Source organism: Pseudomonas sp. PDM30 (genome assembly GCF_019218985.1).
GTDB classification, from domain to species: Bacteria; Pseudomonadota; Gammaproteobacteria; order Pseudomonadales; family Pseudomonadaceae; genus Aquipseudomonas; species Aquipseudomonas jessenii.
Window position 1 is genome coordinate 492,840 of record NZ_JAHUWM010000001.1, and the last position, 17,119, is coordinate 509,958.

Consider the following 17,119-nt stretch of genomic DNA (forward strand, 5'->3'; position numbering starts at 1 on the left):
CGATTCTCACTGCAAGGAGCCGCTCGGAACGCCGATGCGCCAAATCTGGAAATCCTTTCGAGCATTGTATTTCGCCTCGCTGATGATGTTGATCGGCTCGGGTCTGTTGAGTACTTACCTGGCGTTGCGCCTGGCTGCCGACCATGTCGACAGTCTGTGGGTCGGTGCGCTGATGGCTGCCAACTATTTCGGCCTGGTGCTGGGGGGCAAGATCGGCCACCGGTTGATTGCCCGGGTCGGGCATATCCGGGCCTATTCGGCGTGTGCCGGGATCGTTGGCGCGGCGGTGCTCGGCCATGGCCTGGTGGACTGGTTGCCGGCCTGGCTGTTTTTGCGGGTGATCGTCGGCCTCGGCATGATGTGCCAGTACATGGTGATCGAGAGCTGGCTCAATGAACAGGCCGATGCCAATCAGCGCGGCATGGTCTTCAGCGGCTACATGATCGCTTCGTACTTGGGGTTGGTTCTGGGGCAGTTGATTCTGGTCATGCACCCAGGGCTGGGGCTTGAATTGCTGATGTTGGTCGCCCTGTGCTTCGCGCTGTGCCTGGTACCCGTGGCCCTGACCCGGCGCATTCACCCGGCACCCTTGCACCCGGCACCGATGGAGCCACGGTTCTTTATCAAGCGCGTGCCGCAGTCACTGAGCACGGTGCTCGGAGCGGGCCTGATCGTCGGTTCGTTCTACGGTCTGGCCCCGCTGTATGCCTCGCAGCAAGGGTTGTCGACCGAGCAGGTCGGTCTGTTCATGGGTAGCTGCATTTTTGCCGGGCTGCTGGTGCAGTGGCCGTTGGGCTGGTTGTCCGACCGCTACGATCGGGCCGTGCTGATCCGCAGTTTCGCGTTCAGCCTGGCACTGGCTGCACTGCCGCTGGCGATCATGCCGCAGGTGCCGCTGGAGGTATTGTTCATCGCCGGGTTCCTCTGTTCGCTGGTGCAGTTCTGCCTGTATCCGTTGGCGGTGGCGTTCTCCAATGACCACGTCGAAGGTGATCGCCGGGTGTCCCTTACGGCGATGTTACTGGTCACCTATGGCGTGGGTGCGAGTATCGGACCGCTGGTGGCAGGTGTGCTGATGAAGCTGTTCGGCAGCCAGATGCTCTATGCGTTCTTCAGTTTCTTTGCGTTGGTGCTGGTATGGCGGATTCGCCCGAAAGCAGTGACCAACCTGCATCAGGTCGACGACGCACCGCTGCATCACGTGGCCATGCCGGACAATATGACGAGTTCGCCACTGGTGGCCTGCCTCGACCCGCGTGTTGACGAGCAGGTGGTGCAGGATCAGATGCACAGTCCGGTGAGTACCGGGCCAGAGCCTGAATCAGAACCTGTCACCGAAACTGAATCCGATCAGCCGCCGCAAGACCCTGATACAGGGCGGGACCCTAACTTCAGCGAGGCCAGGCCTTAAAACCGGGGCACAAAAAAACGGGCAGTCACCGCAAGGGACTGCCCGTTTTTTGTTGACGCGCTATCAGATGTCGTCTTTGTCGAAGCGACGCGCTTCGCGTTGCAACTGGTAGACGAAGCGTTCGACCTGACGCTGCACCAGCCCGCTCATGTTGTGGAAGCGAACGCCGGCGAAGGTGGTGGAAATCCTTTCTTCGAAGTGCAGATAACGCAACTCGACCGGCGCGGTCATCTTGCCGAAGGGCAGGTCGGCGTTGAAACGGTCGTAAACCTGACCCAGTTGCAGGCTGCCGGTGATGTCGCCGTCGAAGCGCAGTTTGCACCCGGTGGCGGAAATATCCAGCAGCTTGCCGCTGATGGGCGCCTTGAGTTTTTCGCCGTCGAGGTTGACGTTGACCAATTGTGCCAGCTTCAGCGCGGCGCGGAAGGCATTGCGGCGCTGGTGGTACACCACTTCATCGGGCAGGGGGCCGCGATAGCAGCGGCTGCCACCGGATTCGTCGATGTTCAACTGGCCGTTGCTTTCCCAGGCAATGCGTACGCCTTCGTGGAAGCCTTCGACCCTGAACGACTCGCCCGCCAGCAGGTAGCGCTCGCCGTCACGGGGAATCATTTCGTCCAGGGCAATCATGTTGCTGTCACGGTCCAGATCCACCAGATAGCTCTGGAAGCGCTGGCTGCGCTCGTGGAACGTGATGATCAGCGGGTCATGGCTTTCGAGCAACTGGCGCAGGTTGCTGGAGATTTCCAAGGGCGTGGAGAGCACCTTGGGTGGCTGCGGAGCATCATCCACGGATAAGGCATTGGACACGTTTAATCAATCTCCAGACAAAATTTGACTACGACTGGCTATCAGTTTGCCAGTATGTTGCGCGTCTTGATAGAGCGGGGGCATTGACCGGCTCATGCCTGACTGAGCGGGCGCGGCTTGGCAAGCTTGGAGAATGTTCCGCTGGCATCGTAAAGCGCCGGGGTATCACCGCCGTTGAGGATTTTCAGCTGGGTGGCTGTAGCGGCCTGTTGAGTGAGGATCGACTGGCCGTTGTTGGCGTTGATGGCCTGGCACTGGGCCAGCAGATCGGTCAGCACGTCACTTTGCGCCAGCAACTGCTCGCCAATGCTCGACTGGCTGGCCAATTGCTCCAGACCGCCACGGTTGGTCGGCAGGTTGAGATTGGCAAGGATTTCACTGCGCTTGCGGCCATGCTGTTCGAGCAAAACGACCAATGCCTGTTTCTGCGCCAGGATGTTCTCGAGCAATGGCATGTCGCGGCCATGCAATGCGAGGGATTCGGTCTGCAGTAACTCCAGCAGGTGTTGCGCTGGGGCAAAGTCGTCGGTGATCAGTTGCAGTAAATGAGTGTCGTGCATGGCTGGCCTTGGGTTTTAAGCGTCCAAAAGCCTGGCGCCGGCGGTGGCCTAGCGCTGGGCTTCGAAGTTGAGCAGTTTGCTGGCTACACGGTTGCTGTCGACTTTATAGCTGCCATCGGCAATCGCTGCTTTCAATTCGGCCACGCGGGCTTTGTCGACGGCAGGCTGATCGCGCAGCTGTTCAGTGACCTTCTGCAACTGTTGAGCCTCATCGCTGAGATGTACCGATTCCCCGCTTTTGACGGTACTGGCCTGTTCGGCCGCGGATTCCAGCGGCGCGGATTTGCCGGCCTCGGCACTTTCCTTGCTGGCGCTGGTACGTGTACTGCCCGTCAGGGACGAGGAGCTGTTCAAACGGCTGAAATCGATGACCATGATAAAAAACCTCTGGGAATTTGGACGCTTGCCATGGTTTCGGCCATTCCCTGGAAAACTTTAGGCTCATTTATCAATGAACCTTGCGCGCGTCAGCGCATGCCCTGCATGGAGCACAGTCTAGGGAACAGCCGCGGCAAGCGCCACATTCTGATGAGCAGAGCGAATTACATGGACACTTCCACCTGCCCCGGCGCCATGACCTGCGCCTTGATGACTCGTTGGGAGTTGAGGTTTTTCACCCGGATCTGCTCGCTCAGGCTGCCGTTTGACAGGGCTTCGCCCGGCATGCGCACGCTGAGGGTACCGCTGCGGGCGGTTATCACCACCTGATCACCCTTGCGGATGACTTCGGCCTGTTCGATATGCACCAGGGTAATCACCTGGTCGGCGACCATTGGTCGGGTCAGTCGCTGCCCGATCGCCTGATCGAGGGCGGTCAGGTAGCCCTGGCTGATGAGGCTGATATCGCGCTCGCGCAGGACCACATCCCCAGGCTCGACAATGGCGGCACGGCGCAGTGGCCGGGTGCTGGTCACGACATCGCGAAACAGGCGGACTTGAGCGGGTACGAATACCGTCCAGGGGGAAGCGCCCTCGCAGCGAACCTTGACCGTAACCCGTCCCAGCGGCTTGGGACTCTCGAGTGTTGCTGTCAATTCCCTGTCGCACATGGGCATGTGCATGCGCGGATCGAGCTGGTTGACCTGGATCTCGTAGCGACCCTCCGTTTGACTGGTCGCCAGATAGTCTTCTACGGTGAATTCAAGAAAGCCCTGAGTGACGCCGATAAGCATGTCAGGCAAGGTAACCGCGTCAGCAAGGGCAGGGCTGCCAGCGTTGAACAGGCAAACAGCCGCCAGCACGCCGAGCAATTTGCGGTACGGTGTGGTCAGGCGTCGAAAAAATGTCGGTTTTGTGTTCATAACGATTAAAAAAGCAAGCGCCGTGCCGTTTAGTGATGAAGGCGCGTCGCAACAACACTTGGCGTTGGCGTAGGAGTCTGGCATGGCTGGTGTAATGGATTCGGTAAACCAGCGCACGCAACTGGTGGGGCAGAATCGCCTTGAGTTGTTGTTGTTCCGTCTCGACGGCCAGCAACTGTACGGGATCAACGTGTTCAAGGTTCGGGAGGTGCTGCAATGCCCCAAACTGACGCTGATGCCCAAATCCAGTCCTGTCGTGTGCGGCGTGGCGAACATCCGGGGGGCGACCATTCCGATCCTTGATCTGGCGATGGCGACTGGTTCCGGCGCGTTGAAAGACAAGAACAGCCCCTTCGTGATCATCACGGAGTACAACACCAAGACCCAGGGTTTCCTGGTCCGCTCGGTGGAACGCATCGTCAACATGAACTGGGAGGAGATCCATCCGCCGCCCAAGGGCACCGGGCGCGATCACTACCTGACGGCGGTGACGCGGGTCGACAATCAGTTGGTCGAAATCATCGACGTCGAGAAGGTGCTGGCGGAAGTGGCGCCGACGCCGGAAGCGATTTCCGTGGGTGTGGTGGATGTCGAAACCCAGCACAAGGCGCTTTCGTTGCGCGTGCTGACGGTCGACGACTCGTCAGTGGCGCGCAAGCAGGTCACGCGCTGCCTGCAAACGGTCGGCGTGGAAGTGGTGGCGTTGAACGACGGTCGGCAAGCGCTGGACTACCTGCGCAAACTGGTCGACGAGGGCAAGAAGCCGGAAGAAGAGTTCCTGATGATGATCTCCGACATCGAGATGCCGGAGATGGACGGGTACACCCTGACGGCGGAAATCCGCAACGACCCGCGCATGCAAAAGCTTCATATCATCCTGCATACTTCGTTGTCGGGGGTATTCAATCAGGCGATGGTCAAGAAGGTCGGTGCCGATGACTTCCTGGCCAAGTTCCGTCCTGATGACCTGGCATCCCGGGTAGTCGACCGGATCAAAGCAGCAGATATCAGCTAGGGGTTCGCACCCCTGGCAGTCAACACGATTTAAGAGGCGGCATCATTGTCTACGGGTAATTTGGATTTCGAACAGTTCCGGGTATTTCTGGAAAAAGCCTGTGGCATTTTGCTCGGTGAAAACAAGCAGTACCTGGTCTCCAGCCGTCTCAACAAACTGATGGAACAGCAAGGCATCAAGTCTTTGGGGGAACTGGTTCAGCGCATGCAGACCCAGCCGCGCAGCGGTTTGCGCGAGCAGGTGGTGGATGCCATGACCACCAACGAAACCCTGTGGTTTCGTGACACCTACCCGTTTGAAGTCTTGAAGAACAAGGTACTGCCCGAAGCGATCAAGGCCAGTCCCGGTCAGCGCCTGCGCATCTGGTCGGCAGCATGCTCGTCGGGCCAGGAACCGTACTCGCTGTCGATGTCCATCGACGAGTTCGAGCGGGTCAACATGGGCCAGTTGAGGATGGGCGTACAGATTGTTGCCACCGACCTGTCCGGTACCATGCTGAACAACTGCAAGACCGGCGAGTACGACAGCCTGGCCATCGGCCGCGGCCTGTCGCCTGAGCGCCTGCAGCGTTATTTCGACCCGAAAGGGCCGGGGCGCTGGGCGATCAAGGCGCCGATCAAGAGCCGGGTGGAATTCCGTTCCTTCAACCTGCTGGACAGCTACGCGAGCCTCGGCAAGTTCGACATCGTGTTTTGCCGCAATGTGTTGATCTACTTCTCCGCCGAGGTGAAGAAGGACATCCTGCTGCGCATCCACAGCACATTGAAGCCAGGCGGTTACCTGTTTCTCGGTGCTTCCGAAGCGTTGAACGGTTTGCCGGATCATTACCAGATGGTCCAGTGCAGCCCGGGGATCATTTACCAGGCGAAGTGAATTTGCCGGCGTCATCGAAAACGGGAGTCCTTATAGGCTCCCGTTTTTTGTGTGCTGATTTCTTGCAAACGCTGCTGACCTCTGTGGGAGCGAGCTTGCTCGCGATAGCGTCCTGACAGTCGAGTTCAACTTTCCCTGACCACCGCAATCGCGAGCAAGCTCGTTCCCACAGGAGCGGCGGTGTTCTGAAAAGGGTGAGGAGGCGGCAGAAAAGCGGCGTCCGGCGGAAAACCGTTGCCGCTTTTCTGGCATTGCCATGTTGCCATGGCCTGCAAGGCCCCGGTTTCCGGGGGTTTTTGAATTGGCATGGGGCTTGCTAAGTTGATTCTACGAAAAATCAGGTCACCCGAAGGTTTCCCGACATGAGCATCAGCTTCGATAAAGCGCTCGGTATCCACGAACAAGCCCTGGGCTTCCGAGCCCAGCGTGCCGAAGTCCTGGCCAACAACATCGCCAACGCCGATACCCCGAACTACAAGGCTCGGGACCTGGACTTCTCGAAAGTGCTCGCCGAGCAGAACGAGAAAACCAAAAGCGGCACTTTCGCCTTGAACATGACCAACAGCCGTCATATCGAGGCTGAAGGCCTGGGCAATGGCGACGAGTCGTTGCTGTATCGCACGCCGATGCAACCGTCGATTGACCAGAACACCGTGGACGCCCAGCTGGAGCAGTCGAACTACGCGGAAAACGCGATCGGCTTCCAGGCCAGCTTCACCCTGCTCAACAGCAAATTCAAAGGGCTGGTATCAGCCCTGCGCGGAGAGTAAGCCATGTCTCTATCCAGTGTTTTCAACATTGCCGGTAGCGGCATGAGTGCGCAGACCACGCGTTTGAACACCGTCGCTTCGAACATCGCCAACGCCGAAACGGTCTCGTCGAGCATCGACCAGACCTACCGTGCGCGTCACCCGGTATTCGCCACCATGTTCCAGGGCGGGCAGAGCGGCGGCAGCGATTCGCTGTTCCAGAGCCAGGACGCCGCCGGTCAGGGTGTTCAGGTGCTGGGTGTAGTCGAAGACCAGAGCAATCTTGACGCGCGCTACGAGCCGAACCATCCGGCGGCCGATGCCAAGGGTTACGTCTACTACCCGAACGTCAACGTGGTGGAGGAAATGGCCGACATGATTTCCGCGAGTCGTTCGTTCCAGACCAACGCCGAAATGATGAACACCGCCAAAACCATGATGCAGAAGGTCCTGACCCTCGGTCAGTGATAAGGGGCGACTCAGATGAGTGTTACCGATTCCACCAGTGGTTTGAGCCTCAACGATATCCTGGCCAACTCCTCGATCAAGACCAGCACCACGACTGACGGCCTCGCGTCGGCAACCGGCAGCGCCACGGGCAACAAGGCCCTGGGCAAGGATGCATTCCTGAAATTGCTGGTTACTCAGTTGAAAAACCAGAACCCGCTGGAACCCCAGGACAACGGCGAATTCGTGGCCCAGCTGGCGCAATTCAGCAGCCTGGAAGGTATCACCACGCTCAACGATACGGTGACCGGCCTGGCCAGCAACTACAACTCGTCCCAGGCCTTGCAGGCGTCGTCGTTGGTGGGGCGTTCGGTCATCGCTCCAGGCGACAAGGCCGTGGTCGATACCACCAAGAGCCTCAGCGGCACGGTGGTCGTTCCGTCTTCGGTGGCGTCTGCCACCCTGAAGATCACCGACGCAGCCGGCAAGACAGTGCGCACCATCGACCTCGGTTCACAGAAGGCCGGCAACGCCAGCTTCATCTGGGACGGCAAGAACGATGCGGGTGAGACCGTACCTGCAGGCACCTATACCTTCGGCGCCACGACCACGATCGATGGTCAGTCCGTTGCGTTGATCACCAACCTGCCCGCGACCGTCAACAGCGTGACCATCAGCCAGACCGGCGGTGAGTTGATGCTCAATCTGGCCGGGCTGGGCAGCGTTGCTCTGTCCAAAGTACAAACCATTGGTATGTAGAGCCGACTAATACGGCATAAAGGAGTGGATGATGTCTTTTAATATCGGCCTTAGCGGTCTCTATGCAGCCAACAAACAACTGGACGTGACCGGCAACAACATCGCCAACGTCGCGACCACCGGTTTCAAATCGTCCCGTGCAGAATTCGAAGACGTGTACTCGGCAACCCGCCTGGGCACCGGCAGCAAGACCGTCGGCAACGGCGTGCGCCTGGCCAACGTTTCCCAGCAGTTCGGCCAGGGTGACGTGAGCAACACCGGCAACGTGCTCGATATGGGTATCCAGGGCAACGGTTTCTTTGTCCTGAGCAACAACGGCTCGCTGACCTATACCCGTGCCGGTACGTTCAAGACCGACAAGGAAGGCTACGTCACCAACAGCGACGGTACTGCCCGCCTGCAAGGTTACGGTGTGGACTCCAACGGCAAGATCGTCAATGGCGTGCTGACGGACCTGCGGATCGACACGTCCAACCTGGCACCGAAATCCACCAGCACCGTGTCGTCGACGATCAACCTGAACTCGACGTCGGCAGTGATCGACCAGACGGTTGCGGCGAACAAGTTCAACCCGTCCAAGACCGAGACCTTTACCAAGTCGTTCAGTACACCGATCTACGATACGCAGGGTAACCAGCACACCATGGATCAATACATGGTCAAGACTGGAGCGAACACGTGGGACACCTACACACTGATCGATGGCCGCAATCCGGATGGCAGTGATCCTACTGTTACCGCGCCGGTTGCTTCGACCATGTCGTTCGATTCCACCGGCAAACTGACTTCGGTCAGCACGCCAGTGACGCCACCAACCACGCCACCGACTTCGGTGATCAGCAGTGACCTGAAAATCACCAACTGGACCCCGGGCAGTGTCACCAATGGCGTCTGGACAGCCAACGGTGCCGCAGCCGACCCAGCAGGGTTGACCATCGCCATGGCCAACACTACCCAGTTCAATGCCGACACCGCGCGTTCGATTCCGGCGCAGAACGGTTACGCCACCGGCCAGATCACCAACCTGACCATCGATGGCAGCGGTGTGCTGCTGGCCAACTTCAGCAACAACCAGACCAAGCCGATCGGTCAGATTTCCCTGGCCAGCTTCACCAACGAGCAAGGCCTGCAGCCGGTAGGCGGCACCAGCTGGAAAGAAACCTACGCGTCGGGTATCCCGGGCTACGATGCGCCGGAGACCGGCACCCTGGGTTCGATCGTTTCCAACTCCCTGGAAGAGTCCAACGTCAATCTGACCAACGAACTGGTCGACCTGATCAAGGCGCAGAGCAACTACCAGGCGAACGCCAAGACCATTTCCACCCAGAGCACCATCATGCAGACCATCATTCAGATGACTTGATGCCGGTTGGCTGAACATGCTGCACAAGGAGCCCTTCGCAAGAAGGGCTTTTTTGTGCTCGCCGAAAGCCTGTTGGAGCAGCCGGTCGAGGCTCCTACAGGCAGGCAAAAGAAAACCCCCGACCCGCCAGAGGCTGATCGGGGGTTTCGAGCAAGCACCTTTGGGTGCTTGCTGGCTCAGCTTATTGGCAAGCTTCGCAATCCGGCTCGTCGATGGCGCAAGCCTTTGGCACTGGAGCGGGACCTGCAGGCGCCGCCAGGACCGAGTCGTCACCGTGGTTGCCGCCGCTGGAAACCGCGTTCAGCTTGCCGGTGTTGATGGTCGACTTCTCGGTGCTGGTCGCAGCCAGGGCACGGAGGTAGTAAGTGGTTTTCAGGCCACGGTACCAGGCCATGCGGTAGGTCACGTCCAGTTTCTTGCCCGAAGCGCCAGCGATGTACAGGTTCAGCGACTGAGCCTGGTCGATCCACTTCTGACGACGGCTGGCGGCGTCAACGATCCACTTGGTGTCCACTTCGAAGGCAGTCGCGTAGAGCTCTTTGAGTTCTTGCGGGATGCGCTCGATCTGCTGCACCGAACCGTCGTAGTACTTCAGGTCGTTGATCATGACCGAGTCCCACAGACCGCGAGCCTTCAGGTCGCGAACCAGGTACGGGTTGATCACGGTGAATTCGCCCGACAGGTTCGATTTCACATACAGGTTCTGGTAGGTCGGCTCGATCGACTGCGATACGCCAGTAATGTTGGCGATGGTTGCGGTCGGTGCGATGGCCATGATGTTGGAGTTACGGATACCTTTCTGCACACGGGCGCGAACCGGTGCCCAGTCCAGGGATTCCTTCAGGTCGACATCGATGTACTTCTGTCCACGGGCTTCGATCAGGATTTGTTGCGAATCCAGCGGCAGGATGCCTTTGGACCACAGCGAACCCTGGAAGGTCTCGTAGGCGCCACGCTCATCAGCCAGGTCGCAGGAAGCCTGGATCGCGTAGTAGCTGACCGCTTCCATCGACTTGTCGGCGAACTCGACGGCAGCGTCGGAACCGTAAGGAATGTGCTGCAGGTACAGCGCATCCTGGAAGCCCATGATGCCCAGGCCGACCGGACGGTGCTTGAAGTTGGAGTTCTTCGCTTGCGGCACCGAGTAGTAGTTGATGTCGATAACGTTATCTAGCATGCGCACGGCAGTGTTCACGGTGCGTTCCAGCTTGGCGGTGTCCAGCTTGCCGTCGACGATGTGGTTCGGCAGGTTGATCGAGCCCAGGTTGCAAACGGCGATCTCGTCCTTGTTGGTGTTCAAGGTGATCTCGGTGCACAGGTTCGAGCTGTGGACCACGCCCACGTGCTGCTGCGGGCTGCGCAGGTTGCACGGGTCCTTGAAGGTCAGCCATGGGTGGCCGGTTTCGAACAGCATGGACAGCATCTTGCGCCACAGGTCTTTGGCCTGGATGGTCTTGAACAGCTTGACCTTGCCCGGGTACTCGGTCAGGGCTTCGTAGTACTCATAACGCTCTTCGAAGGCCTTGCCGGTCAGGTCGTGCAGATCCGGCACTTCGGATGGCGAGAACAGGGTCCACTTGCCGTCATCGAAGACACGCTTCATGAACAGGTCAGGGATCCAGTTGGCGGTGTTCATGTCGTGGGTACGACGACGATCATCACCGGTGTTCTTGCGCAGTTCGATGAACTCTTCGATGTCCATGTGCCAGGTTTCCAGGTAGGCACAGACAGCGCCTTTGCGCTTGCCACCCTGGTTAACGGCGACGGCGGTGTCGTTCACTACTTTGAGGAACGGTACAACGCCCTGGGACTTGCCGTTGGTGCCCTTGATGTACGAACCCAGTGCACGGACTGGCGTCCAGTCGTTGCCCAGGCCGCCGGCGAATTTGGACAGCATGGCGTTGTCGTGGATCGCGTGGTAGATGCCCGACAGGTCATCCGGCACGGTGGTCAGGTAGCAGCTCGACAGCTGTGGACGCAGGGTGCCGGCGTTGAACAGGGTCGGGGTCGACGACATGTAGTCGAAGGACGACAACAGGTTGTAGAACTCGATGGCACGGGCTTCGCGGTCTTTCTCTTCGATCGCCAGGCCCATGGCCACGCGCATGAAGAACACCTGCGGCAGTTCGAAACGGATACCGTCCTTGTGGATGAAGTAACGGTCGTACAGGGTTTGCAGGCCCAGGTAGGTGAACTGCTGGTCGCGCTCGTGGTTGATCGCCTTGCCGAGTTTTTTCAGGTCGAAATTGGCCAGCTCAGGGTTCAGCAGCTCGTATTCGATACCTTTGGCGATGTAGGCCGGCAGCGCCTTGGCGTACAGGTCGACCATCTCGTGGTGAGTGGCGCTCTCGGCTACACCGAGGAAGCCCAGGCCTTCGGCACGCAGGGTGTCCATCAGCAGGCGCGCGGTCACGAACGAGTAGTTCGGCTCGCGTTCAACCAGGGTGCGGGCAGTCATTACCAGGGCGGTGTTGACGTCGGTCAGGGCCACGCCGTCGTACAGGTTCTTCAGGGTTTCGCGCTGGATCAGGTCGCCGTCGACTTCTTCCAGACCTTCGCACGCTTCGGTGACGATGGTGTTCAGGCGACCCATGTCCAGTGGCGCCAGGCTGCCGTCGGCGCGGGTGATGCGGATCGATGGGTGAGCGTTGACCGCTTCCTCGGCCGGGGCGTGGGCAGCGCGTTCTTTCGAACGACCGTCACGGTAGATTACGTAGTCGCGGGCGACTTTCTGCTCGCCGGCACGCATCAGGGCCAGTTCGACCTGGTCCTGGATTTCTTCGATGTGGATGGTGCCGCCCGATGGCATGCGACGCTTGAAGGTCGCGGTGACCTGTTCGGTCAGGCGGGCAACGGTGTCGTGGATTCGCGACGAGGCAGCGGCGGTGCCGCCTTCAACTGCGAGAAACGCTTTGGTGATGGCGACGGTGATTTTGTCATCGGTGTAGGGAACGACAGTGCCGTTACGCTTGATCACACGCAGTTGGCCTGGCGCGGTGGCGGACAGATCCGAATTCGAATCAGCGGCCTGCGGCAAGGTGCCCTGCGGGTTCTCGCGAGTTGTGTCGGTTTGCATGGGGGGGTGTCTCCACATTCTCTATGTTTGTTTGGGCACCATCACGGTGCCCACCGTTCCGTCCTGAAGCACTACAACCGGCGAGCGCCGGGCATAACAACTTCGGGACAGTAGGAAGGGGGCTATAGGGCGCCGCTTCCATGCCGAAGTCTTTGGTCTCACGCCTTGGGCCTGAGACCGGAGTCCTTTGAGGGTGACAGTTGGGACTGCAACACCCGTACCGTTTTGACCACTCGGGGTCGAAATACAGTAGCCATCCGCACGCGCGGTTTGGTCTTTCAAAAATACGTATGGTTCAACCGGACAGAGGCAATAAAAGCGCTTGAAATTGGTGTCTGGTTTGTGTTTGGTTTTTCGCGCAAAACCCTACATCTAGGGGTTTTTTAGCGCCGGGGTACAAGATAATGCGTTTTGGGGGGCGATTGCAACGTACTGCCTGTGGATAAACCTGTGCGTAAATTGTGTGTGAAAGAGGTAACCGGCGTGTAGGCCGCGACGCTGCTGGACCGGACCTTTTTTCAGCGATTTTCAACCATCGAAAACGCTCGGGCGGATTTTTAAGGGCGCGAACCCTATCACAAAAAACCCTGTTGTCCGAACGCATTTACCCGCTTGTGTTCTCGACGGGCGGCGTTTATACAATCGGCCCAGTGTGTATACATATTTATCCCCCCGAATCATTACAAAAAGAGGGGCGGATCCTTCCTTATTAGTGTTTTTGGCAAGCAGAGGTCACCCGTGGAGCAAGAAGCCTGGCAGGTATTGATTGTGGAGGACGACCAGCGACTGGCCGAACTGACCCGCGATTACCTGGAAGCCAATGGCCTGCGTGTATCGATCGAAGGCAATGGTGCGCTCGCTGCGAATCGTATTATCAAGGAACAACCGGACCTGGTGATCCTCGACCTGATGCTCCCCGGTGAAGATGGCCTGAGCATTTGCCGCAAGGCCCGCGCCCGATATGACGGCCCGATCCTGATGCTCACTGCCCGCACCGATGACACTGACCAGATTCTCGGCCTGGACCTGGGGGCTGACGACTACGTCTGCAAACCGGTACGCCCGCGTCTGCTGCTGGCGCGCATCCAGGCGCTGCTGCGCCGTAGCGAAACGCCCGAAGTCGCCCCGGAAAAACAGCGGCGTCTACAGTTCGGCCCGCTGATCGTCGATAACGCCTTGCGCGAAGCCTGGCTGCAGGGCAACGGCATCGAGCTGACCAGCGCCGAATTCGACCTGCTCTGGCTACTGGTGGCCAATGCCGGGCGTATCCTCTCCCGGGAAGAGATCTTCACCGCGCTGCGGGGCATTGGCTATGATGGTCAGGACCGCTCCATCGATGTGCGCATCTCGCGCATCCGCCCGAAGATCGGCGATGACCCGGAGCATCCACGGCTGATCAAGACCGTGCGCAGCAAAGGCTATCTGTTCGTTCCCGAGGCTTGCGTGGATCCGTCCCTGTGAACTCGATCTTCCTGCGTATCTATGGCGGCATGTGCGCCGCGCTGATTCTGGTGGCGGTGCTCGGTGTGCTGGCGTTGCACCTGCTGAATGAGGTGCGCAGCGAGCAATACCGCGAGCGCCTGGCCCACGGCACGTTCTCGCTGATGGCCGACAACCTGCAACCGATGAACCAGACCGAACGACATCGGGCCTTGTTGGTGTGGGAGCGGCTGCTGGGGATTCCACTGGCGCTGAAAACTTTTGCCGAGACCGACCTCGACCTGACCCAGCGCACCCGTGTGTTGCGCGGTCAGGCACTGGTGGAACAGACCGGGCCGCACGCAGCGAAGGTCTACAAGCTGGTCAGCGACAAGGAACAGTTGATGCTCACCGGGGAAGTGCAGCAGATCAGCGAGCAACTGGCCCGGGCGACCATCTACCTGTTGACCGATGAACTGGTGCGCACCCCGGTCGCCGACCAACCCTTGCGCCTGGCGCAATTGAAGGAAAGCAAGGGTTTCGGCTTCGATCTGCGCCTGGTCACGGTTGACGAGGCGGACATGGATGAAGACCAGAGCCGTCGGGTATCCGAGGGCGATACGGTGATGGCGCTGGGCAAGGGGGGGGATTCGATCCGGGTATTTGCCGGTATGGTGGGCACGCCGTGGGTCCTGGAAATCGGCCCTTTGTATCAGATGAATCCTTATCCGCCGGAGTGGTTGGTGTTGATCGCCGCGCTGGGCCTGACGCTGATCGGTTTGATCGTCTATCTGTTGGTGCGTCAGCTGGAGCGACGCTTGCGTGGACTGGAAGCCGCCGCCACGCGCATTGCCAAAGGCAGCCTGGAAACCCGTGTGCCGGCGCGCGGCGCGGACTCGGTGGGACGGCTGGCCTCGGCGTTCAACGGCATGGCCGAACACTTGCAGCAGTTGCTGGCGATCCAACGCGAACTGGTGCGTGCGGTGTCCCACGAATTGCGCACGCCGGTGGCACGCCTGCGCTTTGGCCTGGAGATGATCGGCTCGGCCACCACACCGCAAGCCCTGGAAAAATACTGCCAGGGCATGGACCACGACATCGAGGACCTCGACCGGCTGGTGGACGAGATGCTGACTTACGCGCGGTTGGAGCAGGGCTCGCCGGCACTGAACTTTCAGCGGATCGATCTGGATGCCTTGGTCGATCAGGTGATCGAAGAACTGGCGCCGTTGCGCGCCGACGTCACGGTGCAACGGGGCTTGTGTCTATCGGCTGCCGATAACGACGACGCCTGGGTCGAGGCTGAACCGCGCTATCTGCATCGGGCGATCCAGAATCTGGTAACTAATGCCATGCGCCACGCGCAATCACGGGTAACCATCAGCTATCAAGTGGGGCAGCAGCGATGCCGAGTGGATATCGAGGATGACGGGCCGGGTGTGCCGGAGTCGGCGTGGGAGAAGATCTTTACGCCGTTCCTGCGTCTCGACGACAGCCGTACCCGAGCGTCTGGAGGCCATGGGTTAGGCCTGTCCATTGTGCGGCGCATCATCCATTGGCATGGCGGGCGCGCGTTGATCGGCAAGAGCAAGAGCCTGGGCGGGGCGTGCTTCAGTCTGAGCTGGCCGCGCAATCAGGAGAAGCGTTGAGCCTTGTGTTGTCTGTTGCGGCCCCATCGCGAGCAAGCTCGCTCCCACACTGGATCCCCTGTGGGAGCGAGCTTGCTCGCGATGGCGGCCTGACAGGCACCAAAGACTTCAGGCCTTGATGCTGACCAGACTCAGCAACTGCCCGTCCTTGACCCCGAACTGCGCATCCAGCTCGGTGCCATTGCGCCATTCGCTGGACAGATCAGTGAGCAGTCGCAACCGCACCTCACCCGACTCACGCCACTCCAGCACTTCGGCGTGTTCGAAATAAAAGCGTTGCTGAACGATCGGATAGAGCGCCTTGAACAGGCTTTCCTTGACCGAGAATGTCAGGGTGACCAGCAGCGCCCGTTGATCGTGATCACCGGCCGCCATGCGCTGTAGTTCCGGCGGATTGAGGATTTCCCCGGCCAGGCGTTCGGCCCGTTCGGCATTGAGCAGGTTTTCCAGGTCCATGCCCAGGCCGCGCCAATGGCTTTTGTTCGCCACGATCGCTGCGGCCCGGCCAGTGCTGTGGGTGATCGAACCAGTGATATGAGCAGGCCAGACCGGTGCCCGGTCTTCACCGATGGCCGGAATGAAACTCAAGCCTTCCAGTCGCTGTAACGCGGCCCGGGCACACACTCGCCCGGCGAGAAATTCCGCCTGCCGTTTGGCCACCGAGCGCTGGATGCTCGCCGGCGCTTCGACAGCGCTGCGCTGGAAGTCATCGCTGTCCAGTCGGGCGCTATCGAAATGAGTACTCAGCAGGACCGTATTGGGCAGCGCAAACGGCAGCGGCCAATGGTCATCGAGGGGCGTGCAGCAGACGGGCAGGGCGGGGGTTGAGTTCATATCTGGCATTTTGCCGGGTTGGCCTGAGGCTGGGTAGTGCAAAGCTTCTGACGAGTTGGTAGTCGGTGCCCGCCTTTTCCATTGCATGGTCGGATCTGCTGCTGAAACGTGTCGAAATATTCGGGGCGGGTCGGTTCAGCCCAGGTTCAGGGTGCGTTCAGGGGGAGTTCAGGGCGCGGTGCGTAACCTTGCCTCGTACCCAAAAAACAATCGGCACATGAGGAAACTCCCCAATGACTGGATTCAAAAAACTGCTTCTGGCATTCACGGTTCTGAGCGCAAGCACCGCAGCTTTCGCGTCCGACGACAACTTCGCCAGCCTTACTCTTGGACAGACCAGCGACAAGGTTAAAAAATCCCACGCCCTGAACGACAACCTCAATCACCCGAACGCCGATGGCGTAATCGGCAAGGACACCACCTGGGGTGTTCGTCTGGGCCAGCAAAACACCAAGGGCCGCTACTACGCCACTTACGACAATGTGTCGGGCTCGCACAACGGCATTAAACTGCGTCAGGAAAATCTCCTGGGCAGCTACGATCTGTTCTACCCGGTGGGCGCTAGCACCAGGCTGTTCGGTGGCGCCACGGCCGGCCTGACCAAAATGACTCAGGAGTCGCCAGGCTTCAGCCGCGACAGTGATATCGGCTACGCCATCGGTGGCCAGGTGGGTGTGCTGCAACAGGTTTCGCAAAACACCTCGGTTGAACTGGGTTACCGTTACCTGCGCAGCAACGCCAGCACCGAGATGAGTGAGCGCGGCGGCAGCAAGCAGGGTTCGCTGGACCTGACCAGCAGCGCCCAGACTTACCTGTCCGCCAACTACGCTTTCTGACAAGCGTTTCGTGAACG

The 17,119-nt window shown here is 59.5% G+C and carries 16 protein-coding genes; 10 read left to right on the forward strand and 6 right to left on the reverse strand.

Annotation, left to right across the window (positions count from 1 at the left end; translation table 11 throughout):
• Nucleotides 1–34: 34 nt before the first annotated feature.
• Entirely contained in the window at nt 35–1,411 is a 1,377-nt protein-coding gene (locus KW840_RS02275) for an MFS transporter (RefSeq protein WP_154860372.1), read from the forward strand.
• Nucleotides 1,412–1,474: 63 nt separating this feature from the next.
• Here KW840_RS02275 and KW840_RS02280 read toward each other — a convergent pair whose 3' ends face one another.
• The 4 genes from KW840_RS02280 to flgA all read right to left on the reverse strand — a co-directional run bounded on the left by KW840_RS02280 (nt 1,475) and on the right by flgA (nt 4,082).
• Nucleotides 1,475–2,221 (reverse strand): flagellar brake protein, encoded by a 747-nt coding sequence (locus KW840_RS02280; protein ID WP_057713627.1) that lies wholly within the window; start codon nt 2,219–2,221, stop codon nt 1,475–1,477.
• Between the two features lie 92 nt (nt 2,222–2,313).
• Complete coding sequence (locus KW840_RS02285; protein WP_218494345.1) at nt 2,314–2,781, reverse strand: flagella synthesis protein FlgN; 468 nt, start codon at nt 2,779–2,781, stop codon at nt 2,314–2,316.
• Between the two features lie 48 nt (nt 2,782–2,829).
• A complete protein-coding gene (flgM, locus tag KW840_RS02290) occupies nt 2,830–3,156 on the reverse strand; it encodes a flagellar biosynthesis anti-sigma factor FlgM (RefSeq protein ID WP_218494346.1) in 327 nt (108 codons plus the stop codon).
• A gap of 167 nt (nt 3,157–3,323) precedes the next feature.
• Nucleotides 3,324–4,082, reverse strand: coding sequence for a flagellar basal body P-ring formation chaperone FlgA (gene flgA, locus KW840_RS02295; RefSeq protein WP_218494347.1), 759 nt, complete (start codon nt 4,080–4,082; stop codon nt 3,324–3,326).
• 82 nt (nt 4,083–4,164) lie between these two features.
• Between flgA and KW840_RS02300 the strand changes: the two genes are divergently transcribed.
• The 6 genes from KW840_RS02300 (at nt 4,165) to flgE (ending at nt 9,288) form a co-directional block, all read left to right on the forward strand.
• Nucleotides 4,165–5,097 carry a chemotaxis protein CheV gene (locus KW840_RS02300; RefSeq protein WP_090457304.1) on the forward strand — a complete coding sequence of 311 codons (933 nt, stop codon included), beginning with the start codon at nt 4,165–4,167 and terminating at the stop codon, nt 5,095–5,097.
• A 45-nt stretch (nt 5,098–5,142) separates the two neighbouring features.
• Nucleotides 5,143–5,970, forward strand: a complete 828-nt coding sequence (gene cheR / locus KW840_RS02305) for a protein-glutamate O-methyltransferase CheR (protein ID WP_007980127.1) — start codon at nt 5,143–5,145, stop codon at nt 5,968–5,970.
• 362 nt (nt 5,971–6,332) lie between these two features.
• Complete coding sequence (gene flgB, locus KW840_RS02310) at nt 6,333–6,740, forward strand: flagellar basal body rod protein FlgB (protein WP_008051530.1); 408 nt, start codon at nt 6,333–6,335, stop codon at nt 6,738–6,740.
• 3 nt (nt 6,741–6,743) lie between these two features.
• Nucleotides 6,744–7,187: a flagellar basal body rod protein FlgC gene (gene flgC / locus KW840_RS02315; RefSeq protein ID WP_057713632.1), complete on the forward strand. Its 444-nt coding sequence runs from the start codon at nt 6,744–6,746 to the stop codon at nt 7,185–7,187.
• 15 nt (nt 7,188–7,202) lie between these two features.
• Nucleotides 7,203–7,925 carry a flagellar hook assembly protein FlgD gene (flgD, locus tag KW840_RS02320; RefSeq protein WP_057713633.1) on the forward strand — a complete coding sequence of 241 codons (723 nt, stop codon included), beginning with the start codon at nt 7,203–7,205 and terminating at the stop codon, nt 7,923–7,925.
• A gap of 31 nt (nt 7,926–7,956) precedes the next feature.
• A complete protein-coding gene (flgE, locus tag KW840_RS02325; protein WP_057713634.1) occupies nt 7,957–9,288 on the forward strand; it encodes a flagellar hook protein FlgE in 1,332 nt (443 codons plus the stop codon).
• Nucleotides 9,289–9,469: 181 nt separating this feature from the next.
• Here flgE and KW840_RS02330 read toward each other — a convergent pair whose 3' ends face one another.
• Nucleotides 9,470–12,364, reverse strand: coding sequence for a ribonucleoside-diphosphate reductase subunit alpha (locus KW840_RS02330; RefSeq protein WP_218494348.1), 2,895 nt, complete (start codon nt 12,362–12,364; stop codon nt 9,470–9,472).
• 738 nt (nt 12,365–13,102) lie between these two features.
• Between KW840_RS02330 and KW840_RS02335 the strand changes: the two genes are divergently transcribed.
• Together KW840_RS02335 and KW840_RS02340 are read left to right on the forward strand one after the other, a co-directional pair.
• Complete coding sequence (locus KW840_RS02335; protein WP_218494349.1) at nt 13,103–13,825, forward strand: winged helix-turn-helix domain-containing protein; 723 nt, start codon at nt 13,103–13,105, stop codon at nt 13,823–13,825.
• On the forward strand, nt 13,822–15,432 hold the full coding sequence (locus KW840_RS02340; protein ID WP_057713636.1) for an ATP-binding protein: 1,611 nt from the start codon (nt 13,822–13,824) through the stop codon (nt 15,430–15,432). The genes KW840_RS02335 and KW840_RS02340 overlap by 4 nt, the downstream gene beginning before the upstream one ends.
• A gap of 108 nt (nt 15,433–15,540) precedes the next feature.
• Here KW840_RS02340 and KW840_RS02345 read toward each other — a convergent pair whose 3' ends face one another.
• Nucleotides 15,541–16,266, reverse strand: coding sequence for a 4'-phosphopantetheinyl transferase (locus KW840_RS02345; RefSeq protein WP_218494350.1), 726 nt, complete (start codon nt 16,264–16,266; stop codon nt 15,541–15,543).
• Between the two features lie 233 nt (nt 16,267–16,499).
• On the opposite strand from KW840_RS02345, the gene KW840_RS02350 reads away from it, so the two are divergent.
• Nucleotides 16,500–17,102: a hypothetical protein gene (locus KW840_RS02350; protein WP_057713637.1), complete on the forward strand. Its 603-nt coding sequence runs from the start codon at nt 16,500–16,502 to the stop codon at nt 17,100–17,102.
• The last annotated feature ends 17 nt before the right edge of the window (nt 17,103–17,119 follow it).

Bases quoted from the DNA above. Each gene is read 5' to 3' on its own strand.
- KW840_RS02275 (WP_154860372.1), top strand. From the start codon at position 35: ATGCGCCAAATCTGGAAATCCTTTCGAGCATTGTATTTCGCCTCGCTG.
- KW840_RS02285 (WP_218494345.1), bottom strand. From the start codon at position 2,781: ATGCACGACACTCATTTACTGCAACTGATCACCGACGACTTTGCCCCA.
- flgM (WP_218494346.1), bottom strand. From the start codon at position 3,156: ATGGTCATCGATTTCAGCCGTTTGAACAGCTCCTCGTCCCTGACGGGC.
- flgA (WP_218494347.1), bottom strand. From the start codon at position 4,082: ATGAACACAAAACCGACATTTTTTCGACGCCTGACCACACCGTACCGC.
- KW840_RS02300 (WP_090457304.1), top strand. From the start codon at position 4,165: ATGGCTGGTGTAATGGATTCGGTAAACCAGCGCACGCAACTGGTGGGG.
- flgB (WP_008051530.1), top strand. From the start codon at position 6,333: ATGAGCATCAGCTTCGATAAAGCGCTCGGTATCCACGAACAAGCCCTG.
- flgC (WP_057713632.1), top strand. From the start codon at position 6,744: ATGTCTCTATCCAGTGTTTTCAACATTGCCGGTAGCGGCATGAGTGCG.
- flgD (WP_057713633.1), top strand. From the start codon at position 7,203: ATGAGTGTTACCGATTCCACCAGTGGTTTGAGCCTCAACGATATCCTG.
- flgE (WP_057713634.1), top strand. From the start codon at position 7,957: ATGTCTTTTAATATCGGCCTTAGCGGTCTCTATGCAGCCAACAAACAA.
- KW840_RS02330 (WP_218494348.1), bottom strand. From the start codon at position 12,364: ATGCAAACCGACACAACTCGCGAGAACCCGCAGGGCACCTTGCCGCAG.
- KW840_RS02345 (WP_218494350.1), bottom strand. From the start codon at position 16,266: ATGAACTCAACCCCCGCCCTGCCCGTCTGCTGCACGCCCCTCGATGAC.
- KW840_RS02350 (WP_057713637.1), top strand. From the start codon at position 16,500: ATGACTGGATTCAAAAAACTGCTTCTGGCATTCACGGTTCTGAGCGCA.